Source organism: Raoultibacter phocaeensis (assembly GCF_901411515.1).
GTDB classification, from domain to species: Bacteria; Actinomycetota; Coriobacteriia; order Coriobacteriales; family Eggerthellaceae; genus Raoultibacter; species Raoultibacter phocaeensis.
This window is the reverse complement of record NZ_CABDUX010000002.1, coordinates 1461373-1474045: the sequence shown is the minus strand read 5'-3', so window position 1 is coordinate 1474045 and position 12673 is coordinate 1461373. Positions and strand designations below refer to the sequence as shown.

At 58.8% G+C, this 12673-nt stretch carries 11 protein-coding genes; 8 read left to right on the top strand and 3 right to left on the bottom strand.

Features of this window, described 5'->3' with window-relative positions:
* The first annotated feature begins 2 nt into the window (after positions 1-2).
* Complete coding sequence (locus tag FJE54_RS14215) at positions 3-845, top strand: class II fructose-bisphosphate aldolase (protein WP_139653452.1); 843 nt, start codon at positions 3-5, stop codon at positions 843-845.
* Between the two features lie 34 nt (positions 846-879).
* On the top strand, positions 880-1203 hold the full coding sequence (locus tag FJE54_RS14210; RefSeq protein WP_139653451.1) for a VOC family protein: 324 nt from the start codon (positions 880-882) through the stop codon (positions 1201-1203).
* A 194-nt stretch (positions 1204-1397) separates the two neighbouring features.
* Here the strand turns inward: FJE54_RS14210 and FJE54_RS14205 are convergent, their stop codons facing one another.
* Complete coding sequence (locus tag FJE54_RS14205) at positions 1398-2816, bottom strand: helix-turn-helix domain-containing protein (RefSeq protein ID WP_139653450.1); 1419 nt, start codon at positions 2814-2816, stop codon at positions 1398-1400.
* Between the two features lie 192 nt (positions 2817-3008).
* Between FJE54_RS14205 and FJE54_RS14200 the strand changes: the two genes are divergently transcribed.
* Positions 3009-4445 (top strand): FAD-dependent oxidoreductase, encoded by a 1437-nt coding sequence (locus tag FJE54_RS14200; protein ID WP_139653449.1) that lies wholly within the window; start codon positions 3009-3011, stop codon positions 4443-4445.
* A gap of 79 nt (positions 4446-4524) precedes the next feature.
* On the opposite strand, the gene FJE54_RS14195 is transcribed toward FJE54_RS14200, so the two are convergent.
* Positions 4525-6063, bottom strand: coding sequence for an FAD-dependent oxidoreductase (locus tag FJE54_RS14195; RefSeq protein WP_139653836.1), 1539 nt, complete (start codon positions 6061-6063; stop codon positions 4525-4527).
* Positions 6064-6288: 225 nt separating this feature from the next.
* On the opposite strand from FJE54_RS14195, the gene FJE54_RS14190 reads away from it, so the two are divergent.
* From FJE54_RS14190 to rplT, 4 genes are all read left to right on the top strand, one after another.
* Positions 6289-7683, top strand: coding sequence for a helix-turn-helix transcriptional regulator (locus FJE54_RS14190; RefSeq protein WP_139653448.1), 1395 nt, complete (start codon positions 6289-6291; stop codon positions 7681-7683).
* 262 nt (positions 7684-7945) lie between these two features.
* A complete protein-coding gene (gene infC / locus FJE54_RS14185; protein WP_180326811.1) occupies positions 7946-8524 on the top strand; it encodes a translation initiation factor IF-3 in 579 nt (192 codons plus the stop codon).
* Positions 8524-8721 carry a 50S ribosomal protein L35 gene (gene rpmI / locus FJE54_RS14180; RefSeq protein WP_139653447.1) on the top strand — a complete coding sequence of 66 codons (198 nt, stop codon included), beginning with the start codon at positions 8524-8526 and terminating at the stop codon, positions 8719-8721. Before infC ends, rpmI begins: the two co-directional genes overlap by 1 nt.
* A gap of 21 nt (positions 8722-8742) precedes the next feature.
* On the top strand, positions 8743-9096 hold the full coding sequence (gene rplT / locus FJE54_RS14175) for a 50S ribosomal protein L20 (protein WP_102375026.1): 354 nt from the start codon (positions 8743-8745) through the stop codon (positions 9094-9096).
* Between the two features lie 152 nt (positions 9097-9248).
* Here rplT and FJE54_RS14170 read toward each other — a convergent pair whose 3' ends face one another.
* Positions 9249-9617: a NifB/NifX family molybdenum-iron cluster-binding protein gene (locus FJE54_RS14170; protein WP_139653446.1), complete on the bottom strand. Its 369-nt coding sequence runs from the start codon at positions 9615-9617 to the stop codon at positions 9249-9251.
* A gap of 101 nt (positions 9618-9718) precedes the next feature.
* Between FJE54_RS14170 and FJE54_RS14165 the strand changes: the two genes are divergently transcribed.
* Positions 9719-12616, top strand: a complete 2898-nt coding sequence (locus FJE54_RS14165) for an FAD-dependent oxidoreductase (protein ID WP_139653445.1) — start codon at positions 9719-9721, stop codon at positions 12614-12616.
* The last annotated feature ends 57 nt before the right edge of the window (positions 12617-12673 follow it).

Below are 12673 nucleotides of genomic sequence, written 5' to 3'. Positions count from 1 at the left end.
CCATGCTCGCATCGATGAGAGAAGTCCTCGCGTGGGCCGAGCGCATGGAATGCGCGGCCGCAGCGTTCGATACGCCGAATCTCGAACTGCTCCTCGCCGCCATCGGCGCGGCCGAGAAGCGAGGCGAGCCGGTGATCATCCAGCATGCGCAGCTCCATGAGGCGGAAACGCCGATCAGCCTGATCGGGCCGATCATGGTGATGTGCGCCGAGAAGGCGAGCGTGCCGGTGTGCGTGATGCTCGATCACGGCGAAGATCTGGAATATGTGAAGAAGGCACTCGGCCTCGGGTTCACGGCCATCATGTACGACGGGAGCCAGGATCCGTTCGAAGAGAACGTGCGCATGACGCGAAAAGTAGTTGAGATGTGCCACGTGCGCGGTGTCGATGTGGAGGCCGAAATCGGGTTCACAACCGGCCACGAGGGTTTGGAAAACGCCGACGATATGCGCGAGAACGTCTACACCGACCCTACCGAAGCGGAGCGTTTCGTGGCGGCGACCGGCGTCGATGCGCTCGCCGCCTCTGTCGGCACCGTGCACGGCTTTTACAAAGTCGAGCCGAACCTCGACTTCGATCGCATCGCCGAGCTGAAGCGTCGCTGCGGCGTGCCGCTTGTGATGCACGGAGGATCGGGTCTCTCGGCTGGGGATACCCGCCACGCGATCGAATGCGGTATCCGCAAGATCAACTACTTCAGCTACATGAGCAACGCGGGCGTGCGCGGAGTGGAACGGGTTCTGGCCGAAGAGCACCCGAAGTACTTCCATACGCTCGCGCATGCCGCAACAGAAGCCATGCAGGCGGATGCCGAGGCCGCCATGGAGCTGTTCTCGATGAAGTGACGCAGTACCGACCAGCGATTTGAAAGGGTTTACTATGACTGCAACGTATATGCACATCGGGATTCCGATTACCGAGAAGAAACCGAACATGACGTATAACAAGGACATGAAATTCTGGGTGTCCGATGTCGACGATTACGACTACAAAATCGAGTACCTCAAGTTCGAAGAGGGCACGCCGTTTCCCGAGGAGCTGCATCGCCGGTGGCACGTGGCCTACGCGGTCGACGACCTCGATCGCTACGTAGAAGATGCCGACCGTACGATTTGCGGCCCGATGGATGCGGGCCCGGGCGTGCGCCTCGCGTTCGTCGAGAAGGACGGCGCGGTGATCGAGCTGTACGAGGATAAGAACTAAGAACCTGTGCGCGAGAAACCGAGTGAGGGATTGTCGCCCATCTGGACGAGCGCTGTCCGAGAACTCGGCATCACCGTTGTTCGCTTTCTACCCATAACAGAAATAATTGTTTCATAACTGGTTGGAAACCAAAAGAAATATTTCCGTTATCAACGCACTCGGCTTTATCGCATATACCATGCTTCGAAATACCCTTATCGGCTGCTGAATTCCGTTTTCTGGAGATTGATGTAATCGAGTAGCTCTGTTCGACTATGGATATCCATTTTCTGGTAGATGTGCTTGATGTGCGTCTGTACGGTCAAGGGCGAGATGACCATCCTTTTGGCGATGCTTTGGGCTGTGTGTCCTTGGCCGAGCAAGACAAGTATCTCGAACTCGCGGCTCGATAGGGAGAACTCCTCGGCAATCGCTGCGCAATTACGCTCGATGTCCGAGGCGACGGGTGGCGCGGTCATAATTTCGTGAATGCCTTGGCGCTGTTCGTTAAGCAGTATGAGCAACGCAAAAAGTACGCATATCAACAACAATCCGATAGACAGCATATCATCGGTTTCGAGCAGTCCATATGAGGCGAGACCGTTTCTCAGCATGTTACCGACAAGCATGCCCGCGCAAATGAAGCCTTCGCTGTATCCGAACGCGGTCGAAGAGGCAACGTATCCTTTGACGACGAGAGCCACAAAATACGTCGCGAGCAGAACATCGAGGACAACTGAAGAAGCCAGGCTGACGATGTAGGAGGCGGATGCGAGTTCTTCGCTGCCGACAAGAGAAAGCGCCAATGCAACGGCGGCAAGGAATACCATCCAACTGAGGATCTTTGCCGTTGGCATGGGTTCATCGAAGAGGAGCTTCGGGAGCGCGGCTGCGATCATGAAGATGGCTCCTACCGCGACGCCGATCGACATGGCATCGTCTTTGAGGGGAAGGGTTTCGAGCGGAATGGACGCCCAAGTGAACGTACAGATAACACAGACGGCAAAGGCGATCATGCAGACTTTTGCAATGGCGCTTCTGCTTGTCTTCCTTGTTGCTTTCGGCAAAAGCGTTGGATAGTTTGCTTTTTTCGCCCGCATCTTTACACCTGCGAGGATTGCTCCCGATGCGAGCGGTGTTGCCGCGACGTAGGCGTTTGAGAGCACGTGGGGCAAGATTGATGTGATGACGACCGAAAAAAGAACGACTATTCCGAAACCGAGGGCTATGCTCTCGGCGTTGTCGTTTCTCGCTGCAGCATAGTAGTCTCCCCAGAGATGCCACAGGAGTGCAGAAGATGCTCCAGAGGCAATTGCGCCGAGGTAGTATAGCCATTCGAGGGGAAGCACGGTACTCGTAAGCTCAATACAAATCGTGCCTACGCAGGTGATTGTCGGTACGAGATAGGCCAGTGAGGGATGCGACGACAGTCGACGCGTTTTAAGGCATGCGGGCACCGCAAACTGAATTACTGCAGCCGATCCGAGCACGACGAGCCACGAGTAATTCTGGCCCGGCGATACGACGGTGCCGCTCGAATACAAATTCGGAACGAACCAGAGGCAATAACACCATGCCCAAAAAAGCCCCAAGCCGCAGGCCTCCCATGTTATGTTTGCCCGTAAGCGTTTCATTAGCCTCCGAATCGTTCGAGCACGATTATATCGGTATGTCGTCGTGCGCCATATCGAAAGTCCTCGTCGCGCATACCTAAAACAAGGGTATTTTCCGCTTACCCTCGCCCAAGGGATGCGTACTGCTCTTTTTTAGCCGATGGTTTCCTCGATGCGACCGATGGGTCGGAAAATAGGGAGAAGGGAACCATCATGAAAGCAAATCTTACTCGAAGGAACTTCGTTCAGCTCGCAGCCGTTGCTGGAGCGTCATTCATGGCGATCGGGGGCTTGAGCGCGTGTTCGAAAGAAGAAGCAGAAAAAAATGCCACGAAATCGGTAGCAGCTGATTTCGTCATCGTTGGCGGAGGGGTCGGCGGTCTTGGTGCGGCGATCAGGGCAGCAGAGACGGGTAAATCGGCAATTGTCCTGGAAAAAGAAGCCATGGTCGGTGGCGACTCGGCTCTGAGCGCCGGGACGATTCATGCGCCGGGTACGAAGCTTCAGGAAACGCAGGGTTACGGCGGCGATTCAGTGAACGCCTATATCGAGTACATGAAGTTGCCCGATCCTCAGTTCACCTCGCAGGGCGAACCTCTCTGCCGCATTCTCTACGAAGGGGCGGTAGAAATGGTCGACGACCTCAATGCGAGGGGCTTAGGGTTCTTACCGATCGAGGATTGGGATACGCGAGCCCACAACGTGGAAGGAGCGGGGGGCGCCTTGATTGCGTTCCTCAAACAGATCGCCATCGATGCGGGCGTCAACATACGAACGAAAACCGCAGCGAAAACCCTTGTTGTCGAAGAAGGTCGTGTCGTTGGCGTGACTACCGCAGAAGGTGAGCTGTATACGGGTTCGGCAGTCGTTCTGGCTACCGGGGGCTTTACCAACAATCCCGAAATGGTGGCTGAATACGTGCCTGATTACGTAGGCGTCCGCGTTATATCGAGTGCCGGAGCCGAAGGCGACGGGTTGATCATGGCTCAGGATATCGGAGCCGCTGCATTTGCTCTCGATGCTGGCGAGCATACGTACTTTGTCAGCACCGAGAGCATGACCGACATGTCGGTTCCCCCCTCAAGCGCGCCTGGCATCGTCGTCAATATCGACGGTGACCGTTTCCATGCGGAAGATTCCCATTACGACACTGCAGGAAAGCTCGGCATGAAACAGCCTGAGCACAGGGCCTATTATGTGTTCGATGAAACCATCCGCCAGGAGTACGATCTTTTTGAACAGTATTTCGACGAGGGCATTGTTCTTGGGGGAAGCTCTCTCGAAGAGCTGGCTGAAGAGATCGACGCGCCGGGGCTTCCGGCAACGGTCGCCCGCTACAACGAAATGATGGAAGCTGGCGTCGATGAAGATTTCGGAAGGGAGACGTACCTCGCTCCGATAACCGGTCCCGTCTACTACGCAATGAGCATTGAACCGTGCATCTACTACTCGTACGGCGGTCTTGATATCGATGAACACGCCCACGTGCTCGATGAGCAAGGTACAGCGATACCGGGTCTTTTTGCCTGCGGTGAGGTGTGCGCATCCTCGGAGATTCGAGAAGGGTTGCTCTACACGTCAGGCCTGAGTCAAGGCTACGTCTTCGGGCGCATTGCCGTTGACGCTGCTTCGCAAGAGGCAGGCAGATAGCTTGTAGCGGAAGCAGATAGCTTGTGTCGCACGAAACGAGGGGGCGGGATGGCCCCCTCGTTTCGCATCCATTGGGTCGTTACGCCATCTCCGCGGCGTTTCTCCCAGCCTTCCTTCCGAAGTGCGCGTTCGCGGCCATAGCCGTGCCCGACCCGGGGTAGAACGGCCCGACCCAGCCGCCGGTGCACAGGCCCGCTGCGAACAGGCGGGGGATCTGCGAGCCGTCGGGGCGCAGCACGTGCGCCTCGACGTCGATGCGCAGACCGCCGCAGGGCCCCATGATTTCGGGGCGCATGCGGTTCGCGTAGTACGTCGCGCCCTCGATGCGCTCGAATCCGCTGATGCGGCCGTACTGACTGTCTTCGCCTGCGGCAACCACGACGTCGTTCCAGTATTGGATGGTGTTCGCGAGGCCCGCAGCGTCGACGCCGATCTCAGCCGCGAGTTCCTCGATCGAAGCGGCTGCGACAACGGTGCCGTCGGCTACCGCATCGTTGATGGTGGTTGCATCCCATGCACGGCAGTTCTCAAGGTTGCTTTCGGCCCAGACTGCGTAGCAGGGGTGTCCCGTCGAGCGCTCCATCTGGAACTGCATGCGGGTTTTGTAGGCGTAGTGCGCGTCTTCGCAAACGTAGCGCGTGCCTGCTTGGTTCACGAAGATGAGGCCCCAAGCGTCTTTGCCCGAAGTGAGCTTGAGGTCGAGAATCGCGTCCATGCCGCTTCCGAGGTTGCGGATGTCGGCACCGATCTCCATGCCCATGCGGATGCCGTCGCCGGTATTGGTGGGGGCGCTCAGACAATCGGCGAGTTCCATCGCCCATACCTGCTGCGGGCAGAACTGGCGGGCCATTTCGGTGTTGTGGTCGATGTTGCTCGTGGCGACGACGACGCCTTTGTTCGCCTTGATCGTAGCGGAGCCCTTTTTCGTTTCGGCTTCGACGCCGATGACGGCTCCCTCGGCGTCGGTGATGAGACGCGTAACCTCGGTTCCGGTTTCGATGACTGCGCCGTTGCCTTCGGCCTTCGCCTTCATTGCCGCGATGAGACCCGCGCCCTCGCCGTCGGGACGGTGGATGCGCACGGCGTAGTACTCGTCGGCATACGGCACGTGCGATTGGCCTGAAAAATCGCCGATCGTGATACCGAGATCCTCCACATACCAGCGGATAACCTCAGGGCACCCGTAGGCCAAATCCTTCACAAGCTCTTCGTCGACCCACTCCTCGCCGAGCGCCATGTACCACTTAAAGTGGTTTTCCGGGGTGTCGTCCGGATATTCGGTGAACTTCTTTTGGTATTCCGTTCCTGCGGCTTGCGTGATGCCGGCAGAGAGCGCGGTCGTTCCGCCCACGACGCTGCCCTTTTCGAGCACGAGCGTGTCCGCCCCTGCCCCCGCAGCTTCGATAGCGGCCGACAGTCCCGAGCCGCCGCTGCCAATGACGACGACATCGACTTCGCGATCCCATGATTCTGGTGCTTTCGCCGCCTGCCCGCCCGCTTCGCCTTGCGCCTCAGGCGCGCAGCCGGCAAGCCCGAATGCTGCCAGTCCCGCCGCGCCGACTGCGGCTCCCTTGAGGAAACCGCGTCGATCCAGCTGGGTTCGTTTCGATGATTGCATGATGCTTCCCTTCCTCCGTACGTATAGTCTGGTCGTTCGACCCTTTTGCAGGTGCACGGTTTTTTCAATGCCTGCACAGCGACGGGTTCGAATCGAGCACACCCTACTGCCAAGCAAGTGCGCACGGATGTTTAAACGTGCTTAAACGTTGTGCAGGATGCTTAAAACGAGTATCATCCGTGCATTGTCCGCGCATTCTCGCGGTTGCGATGGAGGCTGTTGTTCGTGGATCGGTTTCTCGAAAAGCTGTTCGCGTTCATTCGGAAAAACGCGCTCATCTTCTATGCTGGTATCGGCATGGGCATCTATCGATGCGCTCATGAATGGCCTCTATGGTTCAATGCGACGGTTACCCAGGTGGGCGTGCCGCCGCTGTTCGTCGGCGAAAGTTTTTTTCTGCTTGTCGACGTCGGTAAAGTCGTGGGTTTGATCGTCTATCTCATCTTGTGCTACGGCTTCGACAAACATCGGAGGAGCAGCGTGCTGCTCATCTTGCCGAGCGCTCTCATCGTGGTCGGGTGCTTGGTTCCGCTTGGCGTGGTGCTCGGACTCGATCCGGGCGAAACGGCGATCCTCGCGAGCCTTGTCCTTATCGGCGCGGGAGCGGGAATGCTGTTCGGGCAATGGATCGAGTTCTGCGGGTGCCTACCCCCTGTGAAAGTGATCCAGGTTTTCGCGATCTCGTTCGCAGCGCGTTTCGTATTGCTGCCGATCATCACGGGAGTCGACGAGCTCTTGAGCACGCTCGTCATCATCTGTCTGGCGGCCACGTCGTTTGTCCAGGTATCGTTTTGCTTCAGCGCCATCCCGATTGCCGAAGACCGACCTCGCGAGGGGCTCGGCGCCAAGGGCCTTTCCGGGTACGGTATGCTGTTTCTGTTCGTGTGCGTGTTCGCCTTCGCGTACGGGGTGGGCGGCAGTGCGACGCAGCTTTCCCATTCGACGCATGAGACGGGGGTGGGAAACCTCCTGCCTTCTCTCGTCATCCTGATCCTCGCGTTCAAGATGGGTGATCGGTTCGACCGTACGATTCTCTACGCGATCGCGTTGCCGCTGATGACGGTGGGCCTCATCGGTGTCGAATTTCTGGGGATATCCCTTTCGTTTTCCCAGGTGATGGTGAGTGCTGCGTATTCGGCGTTCGACCTTTTGGTGTACACCATGGTATGCTCGAACGCGTATCGGAGCAGAACGTCAGCGATGCTGCCCGGATCCTGCATCCGCATCCTCGCCCTCATCGCGGCCGATCTTGCCATCCTGCTCATGCATTTGAACCTGTCGTGGAACAGGGGCGTCCTCGTGACGGTGACCATTTTGGCGACGCTTGCGGCGGGCATCGCGGTGTTCGTTCCGCTTTTGGGAAGCCAGCGCGACTATTCGCGGTTTCAGCCCGAGGGCGAATCGGCCGAGCGAAAACGGCTCGAGGACATCGCCGCATCGAGGGGTCTCTCGGCACGCGAGACGACGGTGTTCCATTTGCTTGTGAAGGGGAAGAGCGCGACCGAAATCAGCGAGGAGCTGTTCATCTCGAACGGGGCTGTGCGCGCTCATTCCAGCCGGATCTACGACAAGTTCGGCGTGCATTCCCGCAAAGATTTCGACGCGCTGTTCGATCGGTAGGCTCTCTGTCCTCGGGCGTTCCCAGGCGTCCTGTTCGTGCAGAAACCTACGTTTTCGGAAAAACATCCGCACAATCGCTTGCACATGTGCTAAAGTATGCAAGCTGATTACTCAAGAGGGGCCCAAACCCCCACCTGGTTCGGCGCTTCGGCTGCTGATGGGTTGCTTGGATACAAGCCGCGAAAGCGGTGCGAAATCGAATGCGAACCCGCGGCCTGCGCCTGCGGGTTTTTTGTTTGCGCGCAAGCGCAAGAAAGAGGAGGTGAGCGCGATAGCTGCTCAGGAGCCACGGCTCAACGAAGAAATTACTGTCAGGGAATGCCGACTGATCGGCTACGACGGTGAGCAACTCGGGATCTACGCGGTTTCCGAGGCTCAACGGATCGCCGACGAACAGGGCTACGATCTCGTCGAGATCGCTCCGAATGCGGAACCGCCGGTATGCCGCATCATGGATTACGGGAAGTTCAAGTACGATCAGGCCATCAAGGCCAAACAGGCCCGTAAAAACCAGAGCAAGATCGAAACGAAGGAAATGAAATTCCGCCCCAAGATCGACGTGGGCGATTACACGACCAAGAAAAAGCACGTGCTGCGCTTCCTCGATGCGGGCAACAAGGTGAAGATCACCATCATGTTCCGCGGTCGCGAAATGGCGCATCCCGAGCAGGGGCTGACGATCTTGGAGCGTTTGGCGGATGACTTGAAAGATCAAGCGGTCATCGAAAGCCAGCCCAAGATGGAGGGCCGCAACATGCACATGCTCATTGCGCCACTGCCCGCAGCGGCGAAGAAGAAAAAGGAAGCTGAAAAGCAAGAAGAAGGAAAGGACGACGAATAATGCCTAAGATGAAGACCCATCGCGGCACCGCCAAGCGATTCCGCGTTACCGGTTCCGGCAAGATCATGCGCTCGAAGCAGGGCCGCAACCACATTCTTGAGAAGAAGAGCCAGAAGCGCAAGCGCAATTTCCGCCACGAGACCGAAGTATCCGCCGCCGACAAGAAGGTCGTCGAGCGCAACCTTGGACTCCGCTAATCGATCAGGAAGGATTGAACAATGCCTCGTGTAAAGCGTGCAGTCAACGCTCATAAGAAGCGCCGTACCGTTCTCAACCGTGCGAAGGGCTACTACGGTGCGAAATCCCGTTCCTACCGTGCCGCGAAGGAGCAGGTGCAGCATTCGCTTCAGTACATGTATCGCGATCGTCGCAACAAGAAGCGCGAGATCCGTCGTTTGTGGATCACCCGCATCAATGCCGCCGCCCGCATTAACGGCCTTTCCTATTCGGTGCTCATGAACGGCCTCAAGAAGGCAGGCGTGCAGCTCGACCGCAAAGTGCTCGCCGACATGGCCGTGAACGACCCGGCTGCGTTTGCTGCGGTGACCGAGGTGGCGAAGAAGGCCCTGTAAACGGGCACGACACGTGCTGCTTGCGTAATCTAAAAAGCCCGACACCAGTGGTGCCGGGCTTTTTGTATGGGAGAATTCTCTTGGCTTGGCTTGGCTTGGCTTGGCTTGGCTTGGCTTGGCTTGGCTTGGCTTGGCTTGGCTGCTTTTTGCGTTTACGCTTCGGCGAGTTGGGGTTCAACATCGCTTTCATCGTCGTAATCGCACCATTCGTCGCAGCCGATGAGCGTCTGGGCAAGATACGCTTCGGTGGCGGCGCGCGCTGTGCCCACGACACCCGACACGACTTCGATATCCGCTTCCATGAGCGCATGGATCGACGTGCGTTTGATGCAACCGGCGATGAGCACGTCGACTTCGAGTTCGACGAGCAGCGATGCAAGACTGCCGGACGGCAGCTGCGGGTTGGGCATATTCTGGCATTCGGCGATGATGCCGCAATCGATGGTATAGAAGGTGAAGCTGGTGCAGTGTTCGAAATAAGGAGAAACGTCAAGGCCCTCGCTCGCGACTGCAATCCTCATATCGTTCCTTTCGTGGCAACCTTGTAACGGTTACAATACGCGATTCTAGGTATTGAATGTTCCTCCTTCCGCCAAGCGGGAAGAAATAGTAAGCTTGCGGCATGATGAAACTACACGATTCCTCCTACGACGTCGTCGTGATCGGTGCGGGCATAGCCGGCGCATGTACAGCGCGCGAATTGGCGCGCTTCGACCTTTCGATTGCCGTGCTCGAAGAAGGCACCGATATCGCTTCGGGTGCAACCAGGGCCAATTCCGGCATTGTGCATGCCGGCTACGACCCTGAGCCGGGTACGCTCAAAGCCCTTTACAATGCGCGAGGATCGGCACAATATCCCGCACTCGCCAAAGAGCTCGGATTCGCTTACGTGAACAACGGCTCTATCGTACTCGCGTTCACCGACGAGGAACTTGCGGCGGTTCGCGGCCTCGTCGAGCGTGCGCGGGAAAACGGCATCGCGGGCGTGCGCGAGCTTTCGCAAGCCGAACTGAGAGCGAAGGAGCCGCACGTATCCCGTCTTGCGCTCGGCGCGCTCTTCGCCCCGTCCGGGGCGATCTGCGATCCGTACGAAGTTGCCCTCGCCGCTGCCGAGAACGCTGCGGAAAACGGGGTATCGTTCTTCTTCGGCGAACGGGTACGCACAGTCCGGCCGCTCGATGTCGGGCAAGGATACGAGCTTGTCACCGAAGCGGGCGGGCGCGTGACGGCTGCATCGGTGGTGAACGCCGCCGGGGTGTACGCCGATGAGATCAACAACCAGGTGAGCGCGCATGCGCTGCACATAACACCGCGCCGCGGAGAATACTGCCTGTTCGACGATGATATGGGAGATACGTTTACGAGCACGATGTTCCAGGCTCCCTCTTCGTCGGGCAAAGGCGTGCTCATGACGCCCACCGTGCACGGCAACCTGCTCGTCGGCCCGAACGCAGTGGCTCAATCGAGCAAAAGCGACGTGTCGACGACGGCCGAGGGCCTTGCCTTCGTGCTCGAGGCGGCAAAGAAAACCTGGCCCGAGCTTTCGATGCGCGGCATGATCACGAACTTCGCGGGATTACGGGCAAGCGGTGAAAGCGGCGATTTCGTGATCGGCGAAGCGTGCGACGCGCCGGGGTTCTTCAATATCGCCTGCTTCGATTCACCAGGGCTCACCTCGGCTCCGGCTGTCGCTGTCGATGTCGCGCGCGCTGTCGCCGCACGCCTCGGCGCCGCGCCCAACGAGTCGTTCGATCCTGCGCGCGCCCACGCAAAGCCGTTTTCCCTCATGGACGAGAGCGAGCGGGCGCAAGCGATCGAACGGGACGCGCGTTTCGGCCATGTGGTGTGCCGATGCTGCAACGTGACCGAAGCCGAGATTGCCGATGCGTTTGCGAGTCCTCTTCCCGTGAATTCGCTCGATACGCTCAAGTGGCGCACTCGGGCGATGATGGGGCGCTGCCATGGAGGATTCTGCTCGCCCGAGATCGTAAAGATCATGGCTCGGGTGACGGATCAGCCGCCGGAGCGCATCGACAAGCGGCTGCTAGGCTCGTCCGTGGTCGCTTCGTCGCGTGGCGATTATCTCGATCTGTGCCGTGCTCAAGCCCCTTCGCACTCGAATTCTGCATGCTCGGAGCGCCTCTGCTCTGCTGGTGAACCCTACGATGTCGTGGTGGTTGGGGGTGGGGCAGCGGGCATCGCTGCGGCGAAGGCGGCAGCACGCGAGGGAGCACTGCGCGTCGCCCTTGTCGATCGCGAGATGAAGCTCGGCGGCATTCTCAAGCAGTGCATCCACAACGGGTTCGGCCTCCATCGGTTCGGCGAAGAGTTGACGGGCCCCGAGTACGCGCTTCGCGAGGTTTCTGCACTCGCGAAGTCGGGGATCGACGTCCTTGGCGACACCACGGTGCTTTCGCTTAGAACGAACAGGGAAGGGCTGTACGAAGCGGTGTCCGTGGGGCGCGGAGGCGAGCGTATCGTGTCGGCGAAGGCTGTTGTTCTTGCAACCGGCTCCCGCGAGCGCGGTCTCGGTGCCTTGAACGTTGCGGGCTCGAGGCCTTCTGGCGTGTTCTCTGCAGGCAGCGCCCAGAACTTCATGAACCTGCAGGGTTGCCTGCCGGGAAGAAACGTCGTCATACTCGGTTCGGGCGATATCGGGCTCATTATGGCCCGCAGGCTCGTTTCGCAAGGGGCCAACGTACTCGGCGTCTACGAGCTCATGCCGTATCCGTCGGGCCTGCGGCGAAACATCGTCCAGTGCCTCGACGATTACGGCATTCCTCTGTATTTGGGCAACACGGTCACCCGTCTTGAGGGCGAAGGCCGTTTGAGCGCCGTGTACGTGTCCGACGTCGACGAAGAAACGCATCGCCCGATTCCGGGAACCGAGCGCCGCATCGCATGCGACACGTTGCTTTTATCGGTGGGTTTGCTTCCCGAGAACGAGGTTGCGAAGACTGCCGGGGTGACGCTCGATCCGGTAACCGGGGGCGCTTCGGTTGATAACGGCCTCGAAACCGATGTAGCGGGCATCTTCGCATGCGGCAACGCGCTGCATGTCCACGATCTAGTCGACCATGCATCCGACGAGGGCGAGATAGCGGGGCGCTCTGCGGCTCGGTTCGCATGCGGCGCGTCCGGTGTGTTGCGTGGAAAAGATGCTTCGGTCGTCGCAGGCGAGAACGTGCGCTACGCGGTGCCTCAGCGCATAGCGTCAGCCACAGCTTCCGATGATGCGATAACGCTTTCGTTTCGGGTTGCGCGCACGCTTCGCACACCGCGTTTCTTCGTGGAGGGCATCGATGATACGGGAGCCGTGCATGCGGTGAAGACGGCAAAGACGATGGTTGCGGTTCCTGCTGAAATGGTTCAGATCAAGCTCAAGGGTTCAGACGTCGCCGGCTATCCGGTTGTGCGCGTGTGGGCCGAAAGCGGCGATGAGGCGAAGCAGTCAAGCCACGGTTCGGCACCGCGTGCGAAAGGTGCTGCAACCATGGTCGAGGGGGGAGGTGCCGACTGATGCAAGGAGCATGTGCGCAGAACGCGGCACGCCGTTTTGCAGCCGATGAAAGAGGTG

Bases quoted from the DNA above. Each gene is read 5' to 3' on its own strand.
- rplT (WP_102375026.1), top strand. From the start codon at position 8,743: ATGCCTCGTGTAAAGCGTGCAGTCAACGCTCATAAGAAGCGCCGTACC.
- FJE54_RS14210 (WP_139653451.1), top strand. From the start codon at position 880: ATGACTGCAACGTATATGCACATCGGGATTCCGATTACCGAGAAGAAA.
- FJE54_RS14215 (WP_139653452.1), top strand. From the start codon at position 3: ATGCTCGCATCGATGAGAGAAGTCCTCGCGTGGGCCGAGCGCATGGAA.
- FJE54_RS14205 (WP_139653450.1), bottom strand. From the start codon at position 2,816: ATGAAACGCTTACGGGCAAACATAACATGGGAGGCCTGCGGCTTGGGG.
- FJE54_RS14200 (WP_139653449.1), top strand. From the start codon at position 3,009: ATGAAAGCAAATCTTACTCGAAGGAACTTCGTTCAGCTCGCAGCCGTT.
- FJE54_RS14170 (WP_139653446.1), bottom strand. From the start codon at position 9,617: ATGAGGATTGCAGTCGCGAGCGAGGGCCTTGACGTTTCTCCTTATTTC.
- FJE54_RS14165 (WP_139653445.1), top strand. From the start codon at position 9,719: ATGATGAAACTACACGATTCCTCCTACGACGTCGTCGTGATCGGTGCG.
- rpmI (WP_139653447.1), top strand. From the start codon at position 8,524: ATGCCTAAGATGAAGACCCATCGCGGCACCGCCAAGCGATTCCGCGTT.
- FJE54_RS14195 (WP_139653836.1), bottom strand. From the start codon at position 6,063: ATGCAATCATCGAAACGAACCCAGCTGGATCGACGCGGTTTCCTCAAG.